This window comes from Buttiauxella sp. JUb87 (assembly GCF_004361975.1).
Classification (GTDB): Bacteria; Pseudomonadota; Gammaproteobacteria; order Enterobacterales; family Enterobacteriaceae; genus Buttiauxella; species Buttiauxella ferragutiae.
This window is the reverse complement of the sequence record NZ_SNVY01000003.1, coordinates 600291-621794: the sequence shown is the minus strand read 5'-3', so window position 1 is coordinate 621794 and position 21504 is coordinate 600291. Positions and strand designations below refer to the sequence as shown.

At 51.3% G+C, this 21504-nt stretch carries 21 protein-coding genes; 14 read left to right on the top strand and 7 right to left on the bottom strand.

All coding sequences use genetic code 11. The annotated features are described in order from the left end of the window. The first annotated feature begins 393 nt into the window (after window positions 1–393). The 8 genes from aqpZ (at window position 394) to EC843_RS14890 (ending at window position 10356) form a co-directional block, all read left to right on the top strand. The gene (aqpZ, locus tag EC843_RS14925) at window positions 394–1089 is read left to right on the top strand and encodes an aquaporin Z (RefSeq protein WP_064548280.1); all 696 of its coding nucleotides are present in this window, start codon (window positions 394–396) and stop codon (window positions 1087–1089) included. 159 nt (window positions 1090–1248) lie between these two features. Beyond that, the gene (locus EC843_RS14920; RefSeq protein WP_064548282.1) at window positions 1249–2148 is read left to right on the top strand and encodes a lysine exporter LysO family protein; all 900 of its coding nucleotides are present in this window, start codon (window positions 1249–1251) and stop codon (window positions 2146–2148) included. A gap of 143 nt (window positions 2149–2291) precedes the next feature. Next, the gene (gene hcp, locus EC843_RS14915) at window positions 2292–3944 is read left to right on the top strand and encodes a hydroxylamine reductase (protein ID WP_064548284.1); all 1653 of its coding nucleotides are present in this window, start codon (window positions 2292–2294) and stop codon (window positions 3942–3944) included. A gap of 9 nt (window positions 3945–3953) precedes the next feature. Then, window positions 3954–4922: an NADH oxidoreductase gene (gene hcr / locus EC843_RS14910; RefSeq protein WP_133522489.1), complete on the top strand. Its 969-nt coding sequence runs from the start codon at window positions 3954–3956 to the stop codon at window positions 4920–4922. 104 nt (window positions 4923–5026) lie between these two features. Beyond that, complete coding sequence (gene poxB / locus EC843_RS14905; RefSeq protein ID WP_064548288.1) at window positions 5027–6748, top strand: ubiquinone-dependent pyruvate dehydrogenase; 1722 nt, start codon at window positions 5027–5029, stop codon at window positions 6746–6748. A gap of 38 nt (window positions 6749–6786) precedes the next feature. Continuing rightward, window positions 6787–7788, top strand: coding sequence for a low-specificity L-threonine aldolase (gene ltaE / locus EC843_RS14900; RefSeq protein WP_133522488.1), 1002 nt, complete (start codon window positions 6787–6789; stop codon window positions 7786–7788). A 17-nt stretch (window positions 7789–7805) separates the two neighbouring features. Then, complete coding sequence (locus tag EC843_RS14895; protein ID WP_133522487.1) at window positions 7806–9254, top strand: SDR family oxidoreductase; 1449 nt, start codon at window positions 7806–7808, stop codon at window positions 9252–9254. 91 nt (window positions 9255–9345) lie between these two features. Next, window positions 9346–10356, top strand: a complete 1011-nt coding sequence (locus EC843_RS14890) for an NAD(P)-dependent oxidoreductase (RefSeq protein WP_064548319.1) — start codon at window positions 9346–9348, stop codon at window positions 10354–10356. Window positions 10357–10415: 59 nt separating this feature from the next. On the opposite strand, the gene EC843_RS14885 is transcribed toward EC843_RS14890, so the two are convergent. Together EC843_RS14885 and EC843_RS14880 are read right to left on the bottom strand one after the other, a co-directional pair. Next, on the bottom strand, window positions 10416–11261 hold the full coding sequence (locus EC843_RS14885; protein ID WP_064548294.1) for an N-acetylmuramoyl-L-alanine amidase: 846 nt from the start codon (window positions 11259–11261) through the stop codon (window positions 10416–10418). Further along, window positions 11258–11581: a heavy metal-binding domain-containing protein gene (locus EC843_RS14880; RefSeq protein WP_064548296.1), complete on the bottom strand. Its 324-nt coding sequence runs from the start codon at window positions 11579–11581 to the stop codon at window positions 11258–11260. The genes EC843_RS14885 and EC843_RS14880 overlap by 4 nt, the downstream gene beginning before the upstream one ends. A 107-nt stretch (window positions 11582–11688) precedes the next feature. On the opposite strand from EC843_RS14880, the gene EC843_RS14875 reads away from it, so the two are divergent. The 6 genes from EC843_RS14875 (at window position 11689) to artJ (ending at window position 16192) form a co-directional block, all read left to right on the top strand. Next, window positions 11689–12216 (top strand): lipoprotein, encoded by a 528-nt coding sequence (locus EC843_RS14875; protein WP_064548299.1) that lies wholly within the window; start codon window positions 11689–11691, stop codon window positions 12214–12216. Between the two features lie 212 nt (window positions 12217–12428). Next, window positions 12429–13157 carry an arginine ABC transporter ATP-binding protein ArtP gene (gene artP, locus EC843_RS14870; RefSeq protein ID WP_064548321.1) on the top strand — a complete coding sequence of 243 codons (729 nt, stop codon included), beginning with the start codon at window positions 12429–12431 and terminating at the stop codon, window positions 13155–13157. Between the two features lie 19 nt (window positions 13158–13176). Further along, window positions 13177–13908, top strand: coding sequence for an arginine ABC transporter substrate-binding protein ArtI (gene artI, locus EC843_RS14865; protein WP_064548301.1), 732 nt, complete (start codon window positions 13177–13179; stop codon window positions 13906–13908). Window positions 13909–13913: 5 nt separating this feature from the next. Continuing rightward, window positions 13914–14630, top strand: a complete 717-nt coding sequence (gene artQ, locus EC843_RS14860) for an arginine ABC transporter permease ArtQ (protein ID WP_133522486.1) — start codon at window positions 13914–13916, stop codon at window positions 14628–14630. After that, on the top strand, window positions 14630–15298 hold the full coding sequence (gene artM, locus EC843_RS14855) for an arginine ABC transporter permease ArtM (protein WP_133522485.1): 669 nt from the start codon (window positions 14630–14632) through the stop codon (window positions 15296–15298). Before artQ ends, artM begins: the two co-directional genes overlap by 1 nt. Before the next feature lie 162 nt (window positions 15299–15460). Continuing rightward, a complete protein-coding gene (gene artJ, locus EC843_RS14850; RefSeq protein ID WP_064548310.1) occupies window positions 15461–16192 on the top strand; it encodes an arginine ABC transporter substrate-binding protein ArtJ in 732 nt (243 codons plus the stop codon). Between the two features lie 570 nt (window positions 16193–16762). Here artJ and rlmC read toward each other — a convergent pair. Genes rlmC through potG form a run of 5 tightly spaced genes read right to left on the bottom strand, consistent with a single transcriptional unit; the run spans window position 16763 to window position 21420 of the window. Then, window positions 16763–17890, bottom strand: a complete 1128-nt coding sequence (gene rlmC / locus EC843_RS14845) for a 23S rRNA (uracil(747)-C(5))-methyltransferase RlmC (protein ID WP_133522484.1) — start codon at window positions 17888–17890, stop codon at window positions 16763–16765. A gap of 45 nt (window positions 17891–17935) precedes the next feature. Continuing rightward, complete coding sequence (locus tag EC843_RS14840; RefSeq protein WP_064548414.1) at window positions 17936–18430, bottom strand: YbjO family protein; 495 nt, start codon at window positions 18428–18430, stop codon at window positions 17936–17938. Between the two features lie 51 nt (window positions 18431–18481). After that, window positions 18482–19327, bottom strand: a complete 846-nt coding sequence (gene potI, locus EC843_RS14835) for a putrescine ABC transporter permease PotI (protein ID WP_133522483.1) — start codon at window positions 19325–19327, stop codon at window positions 18482–18484. Further along, on the bottom strand, window positions 19324–20277 hold the full coding sequence (potH, locus tag EC843_RS14830; RefSeq protein WP_133522482.1) for a putrescine ABC transporter permease PotH: 954 nt from the start codon (window positions 20275–20277) through the stop codon (window positions 19324–19326). Before potH ends, potI begins: the two co-directional genes overlap by 4 nt. Window positions 20278–20286: 9 nt before the next feature. Further along, on the bottom strand, window positions 20287–21420 hold the full coding sequence (potG, locus tag EC843_RS14825) for a putrescine ABC transporter ATP-binding subunit PotG (protein WP_157092963.1): 1134 nt from the start codon (window positions 21418–21420) through the stop codon (window positions 20287–20289). Window positions 21421–21504 lie beyond the last annotated feature (84 nt).

Here is a 21504-nt window from a genome sequence, read left to right as displayed (position 1 = left end):
CTTTCCTTTACCTGACCGGCTGCATAGTTCGAGTATAGCGACAGATTATGCGTACATCTCGGCCAAACTTTATACAATAAAAAACAGCCGATTTTTCCATTATTACCTACGCTTTATCTGACTGTTGTAAAACATTTTCATTCCAAGATGATTCTTATTTATTAATAAACTTTGTACACAATAAACGCGTATGTTGTTGAAAAGAATGACATCGCATTGCCCCACGTCAATTTATGAGGATTTAATAGACTAGTTATGACATAGCGAACTCATTAATATCACTGCTCTTTTATTATTAACGTTACATCTTTCATGGTTGTAACAAACAATAATCGGGTAGGTGCCATTATATACCTCGCCCGGAATTCAATTTTTTGAAATGCAGAGGTGGTTATGTTTAGGAAATTAGCGGCAGAATTTTTTGGTACGTTTTGGTTAGTATTTGGTGGCTGTGGGAGTGCGGTACTGGCGGCGGCTTATCCGCAATTAGGAATAGGTTTTGCTGGGGTTGCATTAGCTTTTGGCTTAACCGTATTAACGATGGCTTATGCTGTCGGTCATATTTCCGGCGGTCACTTTAACCCTGCTGTTACTCTGGGTTTATGGGCCGGCGGTCGTTTCCCTGCCAAAGAAGTCATTGGCTATCTTGTTGCGCAAGTTATTGGCGGCATCGTGGCTGCCGGTATTCTCTATTTAATTGCCAGCGGTAAAAGTGGTTTTGATGCGGCGGCTAGTGGCTTTGCTTCAAATGGCTATGGCGAACATTCACCAGACCATTATTCCATGCTGTCAGCAATCATTATTGAAATCGTATTAACCTGCGGCTTCTTGATTGTTATTCATGGCGCAACAGATAAATTTGCTCCCGCCGGTTTTGCACCGATTGCTATCGGCCTGGCACTGACGTTGATTCACTTGATCAGCATTCCAGTGACCAATACTTCTGTGAACCCAGCGCGTAGTACTGCGGTGGCTATCTTCCAGGGGGGTTGGGCCTTACAACAGCTGTGGTTATTCTGGGTGATGCCAATTATTGGCGGTATCCTGGGCGGCGTTATCTACCGCACATTGCTGGAAAAACGTCACTAATTGACTCGCGTAGGGCGGATTCTTCTGCCCTACGCCAAAAGCTTTATCCCGCCGCATGTAATCTGCATAAAAAACCTCTTTTTTCGTAGCTTTACTCATTCCCTTTCTTTGGGTAGTGTGACATACGCCGTTACTTTTTTTGCAAGGATTGTCCGCACCATGTTTTCGGGATTGTTAATTATCTTAGTACCGCTGATCGTCGGTTATCTCATTCCATTAAAACAAACCAGTCTGCTCAAGCTTATTAATCGCCTGCTGAGCTGGATTGTTTATGTCATTCTATTTTTCATGGGCATCAGCCTCGCATTTCTCGATAACCTGGCCAGTAACCTGCTGGCGATATTTCAATATGCCGCGGTTAGCGTTGTGGTGTTATTGCTTTGCAATGCGGCAGCGTTGCTGTGGCTTGAGCGCTCTATGCCATGGCGACACAATCATGAACAAGAAAAGCTTCCTTCGCGCATAGCGATGGCGCTGGAATCTCTCAAACTGTGCGGCGTGGTGATTGCAGGATTTGCACTCGGTCTAACGGCATGGCCGATTCTGCAACACGCTACAGACGCCAGTGAATACACGCTAATCTTCCTGTTATTACTGGTGGGGATTCAACTGCGTAATAGCGGCATGACCTTAAAGCAGATCGTATTAAATCGCCGCGGCATGATTGTCGCCGTTGTTGTGGTGCTCAGCTCAATGGCGGGCGGCGTCATCAACGCCTTTATTCTCGACCTGCCAATCAAAACCGGCTTAGCCATGGCGTCAGGCTTCGGCTGGTATTCACTTTCCGGTATTTTGATGACGGAATCTTATGGCCCGGTGATCGGCAGCGCGGCGTTCTTCAACGACCTGGCGCGGGAACTGATTGCCATCATGTTGATTCCCGGTCTGGTGCGCCGCAGTCGTTCAACCGCTCTCGGGTTGTCCGGCGCAACATCAATGGATTTCACACTCCCGGTACTGCAACGCAGTGGCGGTCTGGAAATTGTCCCGGCGGCGATTGTTCACGGCTTTATCCTCAGCTTACTGACTCCGCTATTAATGGCTTTTTTCGCCTCCTGATACCTCATTGGCGGTAGGTTCCTGCCGCCAAAATTGCGCTAAATCAATCTCCTTTTAAGTTGCATTAAAAATACCTTTTCCCGGTGCAGTACTGAGCATAACCTTAAAGATGTATATCAAATATAACTTTAAAAGGTACGATTATGTTTTGTGTGCAATGTGAACAAACAATCCGCACCCCGGCAGGCAACGGCTGCTCTTACGCTCAGGGGATGTGTGGCAAAACGGCTGAAACTTCTGATCTCCAGGATCTGCTGATTGCTGCATTACAGGGGCTGTCTGCATGGGCGATTGCCGCACGTGAAGCCGGCATTATCGACCATGACATCGACAACTTTGCGCCACGCGCTTTCTTCTCAACCCTCACTAACGTTAACTTCGACTCGCCACGCATTGTCGGTTACGCGCAAGAAGCCATCGCGCTGCGCGAAAGCCTGAAAGCACGCACTCTGGCGATTAACCCAAACACCACCGTCACTAACCCAATGGCTGAACTGCAACTGGTCAGCAGCGATTTGGGCGACCTGCAACGCCAGGCGGCAGAATTCGCTCCAAACCGTGATAAAGCAGAAATCGGTGAAGATATTCTTGGTCTGCGCCTGTTATGCCTGTACGGCCTGAAAGGCGCCGCAGCGTACATGGAACACGCCCACGTACTCGGTCAGTACGACAACGACATCTACGCGCAGTACCATAAAATTATGGCGTGGCTCGGCACCTGGCCTGCAGATATGGGCGCGCTGCTGGAATGCTCGATGGAAATCGGCCAGATGAACTTCAAAGTGATGAGCATTCTGGATCACGGTGAAACCGAAAAATACGGCCATCCGACCCCATCGCAAGTGAATGTCCGTCCGGTTGCAGGCAAATGTATTTTGATCTCCGGCCACGACCTGAAAGATCTCTACAACCTGCTGGAACAGACTGAAGGCACAGGCGTAAACGTCTACACCCATGGCGAAATGCTGCCAGCACACGGTTATCCGGAACTGCGTAAATTCAAGCATATGGTCGGTAACTACGGCAGCGGCTGGCAGAATCAACAGAGCGAATTTGCCCGTTTCCCTGGCCCAATTGTCATGACATCCAACTGCATCATTAACCCAGAAGTCGGCTCTTATACCGACCGCATCTGGACTCGCAGCATCGTTGGCTGGCCGGGCGTTAGTCACCTTGAAGGCGATGATTTCACCTCAGTGATTACCCAGGCGCAACAAATGGCGGGCTTCCCGTACAGCGAAATCGAACATCTGATCACTGTCGGCTTTGGTCGTCAGACTCTGCTGGGTGCTGCCGATACACTGATTGATTTGGTCAGCCGCGAAAAACTGCGCCACATCTTCCTGGTCGGCGGTTGTGACGGCGAGCGCGGCGAACGTAGCTACTTCACCGACTTCGCCACCAGCGTGCCGAAAGATTGCCTGATTCTGACCCTTGCCTGCGGTAAATATCGTTTTAACAAACTGGACTTCGGTGACATCGAAGGCTTGCCGCGCCTGGTAGATGCCGGTCAATGTAACGATGCTTATTCGGCGATTATTCTTGCTGTCACCCTCGCAGAAAAACTCGGCTGTGGCGTCAACGATTTGCCGTTAAGCCTGGTTCTGTCCTGGTTTGAGCAAAAAGCGATTGTCATCCTTCTTACCCTGCTGTCGCTGGGCGTGACAAACATCGTCACCGGCCCGACCGCTCCAGGCTTCCTGACGCCAAATCTGTTAGCTGTTCTGAACGAGAAGTTTGGCCTGCGTGCCATTACCACCGTTGAGCAAGATATTGAACAGCTGATGAGCGCATAAGGAGCAACCATGACTATGCCAACGCCACTGTGCCCGCATCGTATGCAGGTACACCATATTCACCAGGAAACGCCGGATGTCTGGACGCTGTCGCTGATTAATCACGACTTTTATCCCTACAAGGCCGGGCAATATGCGCTGGTGAGTATTCGTAATAGTGACGAAACACTACGCGCTTACACGATTTCTTCGACACCAGGACTCAGCCCGTTCATTACGTTGACTATCCGTGGCATCGAGAATGGCGTTGGCTCTCAATGGCTGACACAACAAGTGAAGGTCGGTGATTACCTGTGGCTGTCAGAAGGCCAGGGGGAATTTACCTGCGAAGAGCTGGCTGCCGAACGTTTCCTGTTATTAGCGGCAGGTTGTGGCGTAACGCCAATTATGGCGATGCGCCGCTGGTTAGCAAAACATCGCCCACAAGCCGATGTACAGGTTATTTATAACGTCCGCTCACCGGAAGACGTCATCTTTGCACAGGAGTGGCGTAATTATCAGGTGACGCTGGTTGCTGAGAATAATGCGACGCATGGTTTTATCGCTGGACGCCTGACGCATAACATTCTGGCTAGCGTTCCGGACATTGCCTCGCGTACTGTCATGACCTGCGGCCCTGCGCCTTATATGGAAATGGTTGAGAAAGAAGTCAAAGCATTGGGCGTGAGTGAATTTTATTCGGAGAAATTCTTCACCCCCGTCGCAGCGCCCGTCGATAACGGTTTGAAGTTCACCACTTTAAAGCCGCTGCGTGAGTTCTACGCACCAGTCGGCAGCACCTTGCTAGCCGCGCTGGAAAGCAACAGTGTTCCGGTCAATGCCGCGTGCCGTGCAGGAGTTTGTGGAAGTTGCAAAACCCGAGTCGAATCCGGTGATTACACGGTCAGCAGCACGATGACGCTGACCGACACTGACATTGCTAATGGTTATGTGCTGGCCTGCTGTTGCCATCCGCAAGGTGATTTAGTTCTCGCTTGATCCCACTAGTGCCACTCTGATTTTGAGTGGCACTTTCTGCTCCGTATCTTCTGTTTCCTTGACTAAGCTTGTTTACGTTAACTGAATCGTGACAAGGAGCAGTAATGAAACAGACAGTAGCCGCTTATCTGGCAAAAACTCTCGAAAGCGCAGGTGTTAAACGTATCTGGGGTGTCACTGGCGATTCCCTCAATGGCCTGAGTGACAGCCTGAACCGCATGGGCACTATCCAGTGGATGCCCACCCGCCATGAAGAAGTCGCGGCGTTTGCCGCAGGCGCGGAAGCGCATCTTTCCGGCGAACTGGCGGTTTGTGCTGGTTCGTGCGGGCCTGGTAACTTGCATTTAATCAATGGCCTGTTTGACTGCCACCGCAACCGCGTTCCAGTGCTGGCGATTGCCGCACATATTCCGTCGAGTGAAATTGGCAGCGGTTATTTCCAGGAAACCCATCCCGAAGAGTTGTTCCGCGAATGCAGCCACTATTGCGAGCTGGTGTCATCCCCGGAACAAATTCCCCAGGTACTGGCGATTGCGATGCGCAAAGCGGTGCTTAATCGTGGCGTGTCAGTCATAGTTTTACCGGGCGACGTGGCGTTAAAACCCGCGCCAGAAACCGCCAGCACGCACTGGTATTCCGCGCCACAACCGGTCGTCATTCCGGCACACGAAGAGCTTAAAAAGCTTGCTCAATTACTGCGCTATAACGACAACATCGCTCTGATGTGCGGTAGCGGTTGTGCCGGTGCGCATGAAGAATTAGTGCAGTTTGCCGCCACCCTTAAAGCGCCAATTGTTCATGCGCTACGCGGCAAGGAGCATGTTGAGTATGACAACCCTTATGATGTCGGTATGACCGGCTTAATCGGCTTCTCGTCCGGGTTCCATACCATGATGAATGCCGACACGCTGATCTTGCTTGGCACCCAATTCCCGTATCGCGCGTTCTACCCGACGGACGCGAAAATTATTCAAATAGACATCAACCCTGGCAGTATCGGCGCTCACAGTAAAGTGGACATGGCGTTAATTGGCGATGTTAAAGCGACGCTTGCGGCACTGCTTCCACTTCTGGAAGAAAAAACCGACCGCAGCTTCCTCGACAAAGCGCTGGATAACTATCGCGAAGCCCGTGAAAGCCTGGATGAACTGGCACAAGCTGGCGATGGCAACGTTATCCATCCGCAATATGTCGCCCAGCAAATCAGCCACTTTGCCGACGAAGACGCCATTTTTACTTGTGATGTTGGCACGCCAACGGTCTGGGCTGCGCGCTATCTGAAAATGAACGGCCAACGCCGCCTGTTAGGTTCTTTCACTCACGGTTCAATGGCCAACGCCATGCCGCAAGCGCTTGGCGCAAAAGCCACTGCACCAAACCGACAGGTTGTCGCGATGTGTGGCGATGGCGGTTTCAGCATGTTGATGGGCGATTTTCTCTCGGTCGTGCAAATGAAGTTGCCGATCAAAATTGTGGTGTTTAACAACAGCGTGCTGGGTTTTGTGGCGATGGAAATGAAAGCAGGCGGCTATCTGACTGACGGAACCGAGCTGCATGCCACTAATTTTGCCAATATCGCCAACGCCTGCGGAATCACGGGTATTCGGGTTGAAAAAGCCGAGGAGCTGGATAACGCGTTGCAGCGTGCTTTTAGTATTGACGGCCCCGTTCTGGTGGACGTGGTAGTGGCGAAAGAGGAACTGGCGATCCCGCCGCAAATCAAGCTCGAACAAGCCAAAGGGTTTAGCCTGTATATGCTGCGTGCGATTATCAGCGGACGCGGTGATGAAGTTATCGAACTGGCGAAAACCAACTGGTTCCGGTAAAACATTCCTTTAATTGAGGATAATAATAAGGATCGACCGTGATTGACTTGCGCAGCGACACCGTAACCCGCCCGAGCGAAGAAATGCTCAAACGTATGATGGCAGCCCCAACGGGCGATGACGTTTACGGTGATGACCCTACGGTCAACGAACTACAGGATTACGCCGCCAAACTTAGCGGCAAAGAAGCGGCGCTATTTCTGCCAACCGGCACCCAGGCAAACCTGGTGGCGCTGTTGAGCCATTGCGAACGTGGCGAAGAGTATATTGTTGGGCAACTGGCGCACAATTACCTCTACGAAGCCGGTGGCGCTGCGGTGTTAGGCAGTATTCAGCCACAGCCTATTGATGCTAATCCAGATGGTTCACTGCCGCTTGATAAAGTCGCCGCGAAGATTAAACCAGACGATATCCACTTTGCGCGCACCAAACTGCTCAGCCTCGAAAATACCCATAACGGCAAAGTTCTGCCGCGTGAGTATCTGAAGCAGGCCTGGGAATTTAGCCGCAACCATAATCTGGCTTTGCACGTTGACGGCGCGCGTATCTTTAACGCCGTGGTGGAATATGGCTGCACGCTGGAAGAAGTGGTGCGCTACTGCGACACCTTCACGATTTGCCTCTCAAAAGGCCTCGGCACGCCGGTTGGTTCTTTGTTAGTCGGCAGCCACGAATACATCAAACGTGCGACGCGCTGGCGCAAAATGGTCGGCGGCGGTATGCGCCAGGCCGGTATTCTGGCAGCCGCAGGTTTGTACGCTCTTGAGAATAACGTGCAGCGCCTGAAAGAAGACCACGACAACGCGCACTGGCTGGCGGGTGAATTACGTGAAATTGGCGTCGATGTGACCCGTCAGGACACCAATATGGTGTTTGCGCGTGTTCCGGTTGAGCAGGCTGAAAGCCTTGGCAAGTTCATGAAAGAACGCGGTGTGCTGATGAGCGCAGGGCCAATCACTCGTCTGGTCGTGCACCTTGATGTGAATCGCCAACAACTGGCTGAAGTGGTTGCCCACTGGCAGGCATTTTTACAACGCTAAGTGAGGGTTCAGGGACGATGACACAGCCACAAAATATTCTGGTGCTCGGCGCAAGCGGCTATATAGGGCAGCATTTGGTGCCGCAACTTGCCCTGGCAGGGCATCATGTTACCGCCGCCGCAAGGCGGGTTGAGTGGCTGGAAAAACAACCCTGGGATTCGGTCGTCTGCCGCCATGTCGATTTGCAATGGCCGGAGACCCTCCCCGCGCTGCTGGAAGATGTCGATACGCTCTATTATCTGGTGCATAGCATGGGCGACGGAGCGGATTTCGTGGCCCATGAACGCCAGACAGCGCTCAACTTGCGCGATGCACTGCGCGCGCATCCGGTAAAACAGCTGATATTTCTCAGCTCGCTGCAAGCTCCGGAAGGTGATGGTGATTCTGAGCACCTGCGTGCTCGCCAGCTTACCGCCGATATTTTACGTGATGCTGGCGTACCGGTAACTGAAGTCCGTGCGGGGATCATTGTCGGCGCGGGTTCCGCCGCTTTTGAAGTGATGCGCGATATGGTTTACAACCTACCGGTGCTCACTCCGCCACGCTGGGTTCGCTCACGTACTACGCCTATCGCTCTTGAGAATTTACTGCATTATTTAGTCGAACTACTGAAGCATCCTTCACAGGAAAACCGTGTCTTTGAAGCCGCTGGCCCTCAAGTATTGAGCTACCAACAACAATTCGAGCGCTTTATGGCGATTAGCGGCAAACGCCGCCCGTTGATCCCGATTCCACTGCCGACCAGTTGGATCTCAGTGTGGTTCCTGAACATGATCACCTCCGTGCCGCCGACCATTGCCAAGGCGCTGATCCAGGGGTTAAAACACGATCTTCTGGCGGACGATCGCGAATTACGCGCGTTGATCCCGCAACAACTCCTGAATTTTGATGATGCAGTGCGCATCACGCTTGAAGACGAAAATAAACTCGCGAATTCACAAGACTGGGGATACGACGCACAGGCCTTTGCCCGCTGGCGTCCCGAGTATGGCTACTTCCCGAAGCAAGCAGGTTGTACGCTAAATACCACGGCTGAACTGGCAGATTTATGGCAAGTAGTGAATCAGATTGGCGGCAAAGAGGGTTATTTCTTCGGCAATATTCTGTGGAAAACCCGCGGCTACATGGATTTGTTAGTCGGGCATAAACTGGCAAAAGGCCGTCCGCCACGCGACATGCTCGAAGTCGGTGATCAAGTTGATAGCTGGAAAGTGATTATTGTTGAGCCGCAAAAAGAGCTGACGCTGTTATTTGGGATGAAAGCGCCAGGGCTTGGGAGGCTTTCATTCACCTTACGCGACCACGGCAAGCATCGTTCGCTTGATGTGCGCGCATGGTGGCATCCGCACGGAACAGCCGGTTTGTTCTACTGGTTGGTGATGATCCCCGCGCATCTGTTTATTTTCCGTGGTATGGCCAGACGGATTTGTCAACTTTCCGAACAATTGTCACATAAAGTCCGTTAAGTTCTCCTAAACTTTGGTATTCCCATTGCAAGCGCTGCCATTTCACGGAAAAATGCGCAGCGTAAATCTCAATTATCATGAGTTGGTTGACATGAAGGTACTGGTAACGGGCGCCACCAGCGGCTTAGGCCGAAACGCGGTCGAGTTTCTTTGCGCTAAAGGCATCAGCGTTCGGGCTACCGGGCGCAATGAAGCCATGGGTAAACTGCTGGAAAAAATGGGTGCAGAGTTTATTCACGCTGACCTTACCGAATTGGTTTCCTCGCAGGCCAAGGTAATGCTGGCTGATGTCGATACGCTTTGGCATTGCTCGAGCTTCACCTCACCGTGGGGGACTCAGCAAGCGTTCGATCTGGCTAACGTCCGTGCCACTCGTCGCTTAGGTGAATGGGCCGTTGCCTGGGGTGTACGTAACTTCGTGCATATTTCCTCGCCGTCGCTCTACTTTGATTACCACCACCATCGCAATATCAGCGAAGAATTTCGCCCTGTCCGCTTTGCTAACGAATTTGCCCGCAGTAAGGCCGCCAGTGAAGAAGTGATTCAGCTGTTAGCGCAATCAAACCCGCACACACGCTTCACCATTTTGCGCCCGCAAAGTTTGTTTGGCCCCCATGACAAAGTCTTTTTCCCACGCCTGGTGCATATGATGCGCCACTACGGCAGCGTTTTGTTGCCACGCGGCGGCGATGCGATGGTGGATATGACTTATCTTGAGAATGCGGTGCATGCGATGTGGCTCGCCTCTCAGCGTTGCGAATCGTTACCCTCGGGGCGCGCGTATAACATCACCAATATGGAAGCTCGCCCGTTGCGCGTTATCGTGCAAAAGCTGATTGATGACTTAGAGATTAAGTGCCGCATTCGCTCTGTTCCGTATCCGATGCTGGATATTATCGCTCGCAGCATGGAGCGTTTTGGCGACAAATCCGCCAAGGAACCTGCACTAACGCATTATGGTGTATCGAAACTTAATTTTGATTTAACGCTGGATACCACACGTGCAGAAACAGAATTGGGTTATCAGCCGATTGTGACGTTAGATGAAGGCATTCGGCGTACCGCGCTGTGGTTACGCGACCACGGTACGTTGCACCGCTAACCAGACCCGCCATCCTTCAAGCCGCAGTAGTATTGATTGCAGCTTGAAGGATAACGAGTTTACCCCTGCCCGTATTTCTCAAGTAACGCTTCTGCAATTGCCTCCGTTTGCGCATCCGGCTGGCCAGAATATTCTTTTGGACGGAAGTGCATCTGGAAAGCCTGAATCACTCTCTTTTGCTGCTCCGACGTCATTTCAGGCGTCACCTGATAACCATAACGCGATAGTAAATCAAGCAAACCTCGTTTATCCACCGGTTGGTACGGACCACGGCCATTCAGATAAAAGGCAACTCTGTTAGCATCCGGCCAGGCACCCACACCCTGCTGTGCCAGTTGCTGCCACGGGAATAACGGGCCAGGATCAACTTTACGCTGCGGGGCAATATCCGCATGTGCGACCACGTTTTGCGGCTGGATTTGATAGCGAGCGATAATCACTTTCGCCAGTTTCTCCAGCACCGAGATCTGCGGCGCATTGAACGGATAGAACTGCTTTGCGCGGCCCTGGCGCGTGAAACCTTTATTCTCCAGTTCAATACCAATCGAGGTGTCATTAATGCGGGTGGCACCACGCCAGAAACTTACCCCGGCATGCCACGCCAGTTCACTTTCAGGCACCAGTTGCCAGATAACCGGTTTGCCGCCGGATGTCGGTGGCGTATCGGGTATCAAGTAGTGAGAACTGACATTTTGGTCAGTCAACGTGGATAACGAACCGGCAAAATCATCGGCGGTGTAGTGAATAACCAACACTTTCACACGTGGATAAGCTGCCCGCGCAGTGTGGCTGGTGTCGACTTTAAAATCGCCTTTATCAACAACGGTTTTATCGGCAACTTGAGGTTTGCTGGCACACCCCGCCAGCAAAATCGCGATTAAAAATGTGGCTAGACGGCCTTTCATCGTTGCGTTTTCACCGCAGTACCGGTGACGCTCACCATCAGCATGCTCCCTTCTTTTCCCACGGTTTCGTAGTCAATATCGATACCGACCACGGCATTAGCGCCCAAACTTTCTGCTTGTTCCTGCAATTCTCTAAACGCGATTTCACGCGCTTTACGCAACTCTTTTTCGTATGCACCGGAACGGCCACCGACGATATCGCGGACTCCAGCGAAAAAGTCGCGAAAAATATTGGCGCCCAGAATCGCCTCCCCTGTCACCACGCCACAATACTCTGTGATGCTCTGCCCTTCGAGCGTAGGGGTCGTTGTAAACTGCATAAGCTTCTCCTCTCTTTGGATCAATATCTTAGCGTAGAACCTGCCACGCATTTTGACAGCGATACGCTATGCTAAGTTAGTCCTCCTGAGAAAATAAGGAAATAAAAATGCGCAGCTCAGTTTTGGTTCTTCTTCCGTGCGCGATGTTCCTCACGGCCTGTACTACCCCCGTAACACCCGCGTTTAAAGATATTGGTACTCGCAACGGCCCTTGTATTGAAGGTGGCCCGGATAGCGTGGCGCAGAAATTTTACGACTATCAAATAAGCCATAAAACTCAGGGCAGCAGCGCCATTAGCGGCTTGCGTCCGTATCTGAGTGATGACCTTGCTGCACAAATGCAAAAAGCCAGCGCTTCGCCAAATGCACAAAATGAATTTATGCGCAGCAACATGTTTACCAGCAACGCAGATGGCGCAGACAGTGCAACAGTGGCTTCTTCGTCAACTATTCCTAACACCGATGCGCGCAATATCCCGCTACGAGTGGACCTCACAAAAGGCAGTCAAAGCTGGCAAGATGAGGTGCTGATGATTCGTGCAGGCCAGTGCTGGGCGGTCGATGACGTGCGTTATCTCGGGATAAACAGCCATGCGCCTTCTGGCAGCCTGCGTCAGGCAATAGAAACCGAGTAATTTTCCCTGCGGGAGAGGTAAGGTAACCCATGTAAATAGTCTGGAATTTTCTGATAACTCCGACATTTATTCTTGCCCCCCTCCCGCCCCGCTATATTGTGCTACCTTTAAGGCGTGGGAGTAGTTATTTTTAGGTTTTAACGCACAAAGATTGCATAACTATTCTGTTAAAGGTACCCTTTGCGGCTTCAATTGCTATTCAAGTTATGCGCATGAGTATTCAACTAAACGGCATTAATTGTTTTTACGGCGCACATCAAGCGCTGTTCGATATCACCCTTAGTTGCCCACAGGGCGAAACGCTGGTGCTGCTTGGTCCAAGCGGCGCAGGCAAAAGCTCGCTTTTGCGCGTACTCAACCTGCTTGAGATGCCGCGCTCCGGGCAACTCACCATTGCAGACAACCATTTCGACTTTACAAAAGCGCCTGGCGATAAAGCCATTCGTGAGTTACGTCGCAATGTGGGCATGGTGTTCCAGCAATACAATCTTTGGCCTCACCTCACTGTGCTGCAAAACCTGATGGAAGCGCCTTGCCGCGTCCTTGGGATCAGCAAAGATGAAGCCCGCCTTCGTGCAGATAAACTGCTTGAGCGTTTACGCCTGAAACCTTACATGGACCGCTATCCTCTCCACCTTTCCGGTGGCCAGCAGCAGCGTGTCGCGATTGCCCGAGCATTGATGATGGAACCACAGATTCTGCTGTTTGATGAACCAACCGCAGCGCTGGACCCAGAAATCACCGCACAAATCGTCAGCATTATTCGTGAGTTGGCTGAAACCAACATCACTCAGGTCATCGTGACCCACGAAGTGGAAGTTGCGCGTAAAACCGCAAGCCGCGTGGTTTACATGGAAAATGGCCACATCGTTGAACAAGGTGATGCGAGTTGTTTCGCAAAACCACAGACCGAAGCGTTTAAATTCTATCTGTCACACTGATGTATCCGGGAAAATAACCATGAAAAAAGTTCTGCTTGCCACATTATTAGCCAGCCTGAGCCTTTCCGCGACGGCTGCACAAACGATTCGTTTTGCTACGGAAGCGTCTTACCCTCCGTTTGAATCTATGGATGCCAGCAATAAAATCGTTGGTTTTGATGTCGATTTAGCAAACGCACTGTGTAAAGAAATTGATGCAACCTGCACTTTCTCAAACCAGTCTTTTGACAGCCTGATCCCAAGCCTGAAATTCCGTCGTATCGACGCGGTTATGGCCGGTATGGACATCACTCCAGAGCGTGAAAAACAAGTTCTGTTCAGCACCCCTTACTACGATAACTCTGCATTGTTTATCGGCCAGAAAGGCAAAGTTGCTGATATTGCGGCGCTGAAAGGCAAGAAAGTTGGCGTACAGAACGGCACCACGCACCAGAAATTCATCATGGATAAACATCCGGAAATCACTACCGTTCCTTACGATAGCTACCAGAACGCGAAACTGGATCTGCAAAATGGCCGTATCGACGCGGTATTTGGTGACACAGCTGTCGTGACCGAATGGCTGAAAGCTGAACCAAAACTGGCCGCTATTGGCGATAAAGTGACAGACAAAGGTTACTTCGGTACCGGTCTGGGCATCGCGGTTCGTCAGGGCAACACTGATTTACAGGCTAAGTTCAACACGGCGCTGGAAAAAGTGAAGAAAGATGGGACTTATCAGACCATCTACGAAAAATGGTTCCAGAAGTAATCTGAATGAACGAAATGTTTCCTTTAGCGAGCGCCGCCGGGATGACCGTCGGCCTTGCCGTTTGTGCGCTGGCAATCGGCCTGGCTCTGGCGATGGTTTTCGCCGTATGGGAGTCTGCGAAATGGCGCCCAATTGCCTGGCTGGGTTCAGCTCTGGTAACGGTGCTGCGCGGCCTGCCTGAAATTCTGGTGGTGCTGTTTATTTATTTCGGCTCCTCACAGCTACTGCTGATCCTCTCGGATGGTTTTGTCCTCAACCTCGGTTTTGTACAAATCCCCATCCAATTACAAATTGAGAATTTCGATGTCAGCCCGTTCTTGTGCGGCGTGATTGCGCTTTCCCTGCTCTATTCGGCTTATGCTTCGCAGACTTTGCGTGGTGCACTCAAAGCCGTGCCAATTGGGCAATGGGAATCCGGCCAGGCTTTAGGCCTGTCGAAAGCTGCAATTTTCTTCCGTCTGGTGATGCCGCAAATGTGGCGTCATGCGTTACCGGGTTTAGGTAATCAGTGGTTAGTTTTACTGAAAGATACCGCACTGGTTTCGCTGATTAGCGTTAATGATTTGATGCTACAAACTAAAAGCATCGCCACCCGTACTCAGGAGCCATTTACCTGGTATGTAGTAGCGGCAGCCATCTACCTCGTGATCACCCTTATTAGCCAGTACGTTCTCAAGCGTATTGACCAGCGAGCGACACGTTTTGAACGGAGGCCTGGCTGATGCTTGAGTATTTACCAGAATTGTTTAAAGGCCTGCACACCAGCCTGACTCTCACCGTGGCATCGATTGTCGTCGCGCTGATTTTATCGCTGTTTTTCACCATCGTTCTGACGCTGAAAACACCAGTGCTGGTTCACTTTGTGCGTGTCTACATTACTCTGTTTACCGGTACGCCTTTGCTGGTGCAAATCTTCCTGATTTACTACGGCCCAGGTCAATTTCCGGCGATTCAGAATTACCCAGTTTTGTGGCACCTGCTTTCTGAACCGTGGTTGTGCGCATTGATTGCGCTGTCGTTGAACAGTGCAGCCTATACAACACAACTATTTTACGGTGCGATCCGCGCTATCCCTGATGGGCAGTGGCAGTCATGCTGTGCTTTGGGTATGAGCAAGAAAGACACCCTGGCGATTTTGCTGCCTTATGCATTTAAACGCGCACTTTCTTCTTACTCGAACGAAGTGGTTTTAGTGTTTAAAAGTACTTCTCTGGCGTACACCATTACGCTAATGGAAGTGATGGGGCACGGGCAACTGCTGTACGGACGCACTTACGATGTGATGGTATTCGGGGCTGCTGGTCTGGTTTATCTGGTCGTTAACGGATTACTGACGCTGCTAATGCGAGTGATAGAGCGCCGCGCATTGGCGTTCGAACGCCGTAACTAAGAGATCGTTAATGAATCATAAAGGCGGGGACTCCCCGCCTTTTTTGCACCCATATAAATATAATTATACGTTTTATTTGCATATAAATTCATTTACTGGCATGATTTTTTGACACCGGGAAACGGTGCAAACAATAAAACACGACAGACGGGAGCAACACACATGAAGAAGTTTATTTTGGCCGCTATGTTCGCTACAGCCGCATTTAGCGTGGCCGCAGCAGATAAAATCAACTTTGGCTCTTCGGCCACTTATCCGCCATTTGAATCGCTTGATGCCAACAATCAGATTGTCGGTTTTGATATCGATTTGGCGAAAGCTTTATGCAAACAAATGCAGACTGAATGCACATTCACAAACCACGCGTTTGACAGCCTGATCCCGTCGCTTAAATTCCGCAAATATGACGCGGTGATTTCAGGCATGGACATTACGCCTGAGCGTAGCAAACAAGTTTCCTTCACCACGCCGTACTACGCCAACTCGGCGGTTGTGATTGCCAAAAAAGGTGCGTTTAAATCTTTTGACGAACTGAAAGGCAAACGTATCGGGATGGAAAATGGCACCACACACCAGAAATATCTCCAGGAAAAACATCCTGAAATTAAAACGGTTTCTTACGATAGCTACCAGAATGCGATTATCGACCTGAAGAATGGCCGTATTGATGGGGTGTTTGGTGACACAGCAGTGGTAAATGAGTGGCTGAAAACTAACCCGCAGCTAGGCACCGTCGGTGAGCATGTGACCGATGCAGAATACTTCGGAACTGGGCTGGGTATTGCGGTGCGTCCGGATAACCAGGCGCTGTTAACTAAACTGAATACGGCACTGGCGGCAATTAAAGCTGACGGGACGTATCAGAAGATTAGTGAGCAGTGGTTCCCGCAGTAATTATTGCCCTCACCCTGCCCTCTCCCACAGGAGCTGTCTCTTATACACAACTTTGAGGGACGGTTCCTGCCAAGCCGGAGAAGGTTCCGTTCACCAGGCGACAGCGTGTTTATGTCGCGACTGAACCGGTGAACGTCTTAGGGTGGCCACCGTCGCCACCCTAAGAACCCGGACTCCCGGCAAATAAATCGCCGCAAGCGGTAAACCTCCATTTTGCCTCCGTGTCAGGGTCGGTTGCGATTCGTTCCAGACGATCGCGCCCTCCAGCCGTTCCCGACGGCTGGACCCTGCCACCTGGAGTCAAAATGGAGGCGATTTAAGCCGGACCCGAAATTCAAGGTCAAAGTCAAAAGCCAGACCGGTTTTGACCTTGTTCCTGGCTTCAGTCGCACCGTTTGCGGGAATTACAGAGATAACTGAACGCACGGGTGAACGGAAAACCTGCGAGGCTAACAGATCTTACCCTGACAAAATTGCCAGGGTGAGTTGTGTATAAGAGACAGCCCACCGGAGAGGGAGAAACCAGCCAGTCCCCTCGCCTTGGGGGAGAGGGTTAGGGTGAGGGGAAAACTACCCGCGCACCAACAGGGCTAACACCTCGTAATGTGCGGTGTGCGGGAACATATCGAACAATTGCACGCGTTCTACCCGATATCCCGCCAGCGACGCTATATCCCGCGCCATCGTCTGCGCATTGCAGCTTGAATAGATAATGTATTGCGGGGCCATGTTATTAAGGAAATAACACAACGCCTGGCCAATGCCACGCCGTGGCGGATTCACTAATACCAGGTCAGGAACATCTTGCTGTTCAGTGGCAAATTTCGTTGAATCCAGCGCCTGGAAGTGAATATCGGTTAATCCCAGTTTTTCCGCCGACTGACGTGCACAGGCAATAGCCTCAGGGGAAATTTCAATTCCGGTCAGTTTCATCTCCGGCGTTGCGCAATGCAGGCCAAACCCGCCTACCCCGCAGAACAAATCCCACATATGTTTGACTGGCAACCCGTGTACCCATTCGCGTGCCGTGGCATACAAAGATGCCGCGACCGTCGGGTTGGTCTGGAAGAAACTTTGCGGGCGGATATACAGTGGCACACCGTTAAACTGCTCTTCCAGTGCCTGCTGTTCGGTTAACGGGATTTCCTGCTCGCCTTCCATAATCGCCATATGCACTGGCTGAATATTGGCGGAGATAACCTTTAATTGTGGGAGCTGTTGTTGCAACCAGGGTAATGCGGTGCGTAACTGTTCCAGTTTGGCATCGCTTCGCAGTACAAAACGCAGCATCATGCCACCGTCTAGCTGGCTTTCAGTGATAAGCAGATATTTCAGTTCACCGCGTTTACGCGCCACGTTATACGGCGTCAGCCCCGCACGCGCGATAAACGGTTTAAGTGCGGTAAACACAGCCTGGAATGAAGCCGGATAAAGCGGGCATTCGGTCAAGTCTTCAGGTGTACCGTCGCGATGGAGCATTCCCAGCAACGGTTTTTCTACGCTACCGCTGACCACCATTTTGGCTTTATTGCGGAATGCGTGCTCAGGGCCGCTGACTGGTGCACACCACTTTTTCACCGCAATACCCTCCAGCAATTGCTGAAGCTCATTCATTTTGGCGGTGAGTTGCTCGGAAATCGGCTGTTCTATCCACGTACAAGAACGGCAACGATTAGCCTGATATAGCGCGCAGTACATAATTAAGCCCTAAAGAATTTGGACGCAGATTGTAACACTACGCAGTCATTGAAGTTTGAAAAAAAGCCGACTTCGCGAAGGGATAAATAACAAGAATAGCACCAAAATGTCGGGCAGTTTTTGCGTCATGAGTGAACGTAAAATCTCTCGTTTTGACTCACCTGGAATGCTAAACAACTCGGGATAGCCCCAACCGAGTGACGCCGCCCATAAATAGCTAACGGAAATAACCTGTGTGGCAAGAAATACCCAGCGTCCCCAATTACGCCCTTTCATAATGACAAATGCACAGCGTAATTCGACACACAGCATCACCAGGCTGGCGAGGAAAATCAGCGTCAGGCTCCAGGTTTGCACGCTGCGGTGAATAAAATCAAGCGCGCCACTGACCCCGAGCAAGTTGAAAACCAACATCAGATCGAGGATGCGTGTCGTTAGAATAGCAATGGCCGCCACCAGCACTAATGTGGGAGCGTTCAATTTTGCCTGTGTTTGAGTTCGTTTCCTGAAAATTTCCGCAAACCTCGTGTTCCATACGATACAGTGCCGCGTCTTCCGCGGCACTGTGGGTTTTATCAGATTTTAAGACTTTCAGCTACGCCTTGCACGTTGGATGTCGCGCAGACGCTGCTTTTCTGCTCGCGACATCAGCCACCAGGCGATTAACCCAATAAAACCAACAACGCCCAAAATGATGGATGCCAGCGCGTTGATTTCCGGGTTAACCCCCATTCTGACGCTTGAGAATACCAGCATCGGCAAGGTTGTCGCACCTGGGCCGGAAACAAAGCTCGCAATCACCAAATCATCAAGCGATAAGGTAAATGCCAACAGCCAGCCAGAAACAATCGCCGGAGCGATCATCGGAACGGTGATCACGAAGAAAACCTTCAGCGGTGTCGCGCCCAGGTCCATGGCAGCTTCTTCAATTGAGTGGTCCAGTTCCCGCAAACGGGAACTAATTACCACAGAAACATAGGCGGTACAGAACGTGACGTGTGCCAACCAAATAGTCAGCATGCCGCGGTCACTCGGCCAGCCAATGGCGTGCCCTAATGCCACAAACAGCAACAACAACGAAAGGCCGGTGATGACGTCCGGCATAACCAGCGGCGCGGTGAGCATAAAGGCAAAGCCCGTGGAGCCACGAAACTTGCCAAAGCGCACCATCACCACTGCGGCGATAGTCCCAAGGATCACCGCCGCCGTAGCGGCTGCGGCTGCAATGGTCAGGCTCAGCCCCACGGCACTCATCATTGCTGAGTCATGGAACAACTCGACATACCAGCGCGTCGACCATCCCGCCCAGACCGTTACCAGCCTGGAGCTGTTAAAGGAGTACACCACCAGCATTAACATTGGCGCGTAGAGGAAGGTGAAGCCGATCACCAAAATCAAAATGCGCCACGGTGAACGCACTACCGGTAAGTTGTTCATGCGTGGTCCCCCGCAGTTTTGTTCTGGTATTTGTGGAACCACATAATCGGCACAATCAGCAAGATAAGCATGGTTATCGCCACCGCTGATGCCACCGGCCAGTCGCGGTTATTAAAGAATTCTTGCCACAATACGCGGCCAATCATAATGCTATCAGGCCCGCCAAGCAGTTCAGGGATAACAAACTCGCCCACTGCCGGGATAAACACCAGCATCGAACCGGCAATAATGCCGCCTTTAGTCAGCGGCACGATTACGCTAAAGAAGGTTTTCAGCGGACGCGCGCCCAAATCTAAAGAGGCTTCAACGAGCGAGTAATCTAGCCGCGTCAGTGCGGTGTAAATCGGCAGCACCATAAATGGCAAGTAGGCATAAACGATACCGATATACACCGCAAGATTGGTATGCAGAATCACCAACGGTTGGTCGATAACGCCCAGCCACATCAATACGTTATTGAGCACGCCGTTATTTTTCAGGATCCCCATCCACGCATACACGCGGATCAAGAATGATGTCCACGATGGCAAAATGACCAACAACAACAGAATATTACGCGTCGATGATTTGCTGTGCGCCACCGCCCATGCCAATGGGTAACCTAACAGCAGACAGAAAATGGTGGACACCCCAGCCACTTGCAACGACTGTAAATAGGCTTCCGCATATAGCGGATCATCGGTTAACTGGAGATAGTTCGCCAGATTCAGCGCGAAGGTAATCTGATCGTCAGCCCAGGTGATCAAATCGGTATACGGCGGAATCGAACGCGCTATTTCAGCAAAGCTTATCTTGAAGACAATCAAGAATGGCAGCATGAATAGCAGAATCAGCCACAAATACGGTAATGCAATCACCAGTTTGCGGCCATGGCGCATTTGCATTTTAGCCAGCCACAATTTGAAACCGCTTGCCGGTGGCTCAGCCGGGCGTTCAGTCATCGTGCTCATTTCGCCCCCTTAAACTGTCAGAACCACACAACTTTCAGCATCCCAACACAGACGCACTTCGTCGCCCCATGTTGGCATTCCTTTACGATTACGATGTTCGTTCTGCAACTGTGCACTGATCATCTGGCCGCTTTTCAGGCGAACATGATAAATAGACAGGTCGCCAAGATAGGCGATATGCACTACTTCGCCGACTGCAAAGTTGTAGCCGTCAGCAGGAGGTTCTTCACACAACATCACTTTTTCCGGTCGCAACGCGACATACACCGGCACGCCATCGACCACGGAAATATCAGCATCAACTTTGAGTGGATGGACAAGCCCTGGGCTGTCAATCACCAACCCGTCTTCCTGGCGTTCTTTCAGCAAGCCTTCAAAGACATTCACCGAGCCGATAAATTCAGCGCTGTAGCGTGTCGTCGGATATTCGTAAACTTCTTCCGGTTCACCGATTTGTTCGAATTTACCGCGATTCATGATGGCGATACGCCCCGCCATAGTCATCGCTTCTTCCTGGTCATGTGTCACCATCACGCAAGTTGCGCCGACACGCTCTAGAATATCGACCACTTCAAGCTGCATGCGGTCGCGCAATTTCTTATCCAGCGCCCCCATTGGCTCATCAAGCAGTAACAGTTTTGGCCGTTTCGCCAGGCTCCTGGCCAACGCGACACGCTGGCGTTGCCCACCAGAAAGCTGATGCGGTTTACGTTTGGCAAACTCTTGCATATGCACCAGCGTCAGCATTTCCTGCACCCGCTGCGTAATTTCATTTTTCGGCAACTTGTCTTGCTTGAGGCCAAACGCAATGTTCTGCTCCACCGTCATATGCGGGAAAAGCGCATACGACTGGAACATCATATTGATCGGGCGCTGGTACGGCGGCACATGCGACAGATCGACGCCATCAAGCACGATCTGCCCTGCACTCGGTTGCTCAAAGCCTGCCAACATGCGTAAAAGTGTTGATTTACCGCAGCCGGACGGCCCGAGCAGCGCAAAAATTTCGCCTTTATAAATAGTGAGATTCACATCATCAACGGCGTGTTGCCCGTCGAAGGATTTTGTGAGGTTGCGTACTTCAAGCAGCGGGGTGAGCGCTTTGCGAGTTTTCGCGTGTGGACGAGGTGTTGCGTCGTTCAATATGTTGCTCTCCGGCAATTCTTTCGAGATGTTGTAGGGTGGATAAGCGACAGCGCCATCCACCTTTTGTCGGTTGACGCTGCG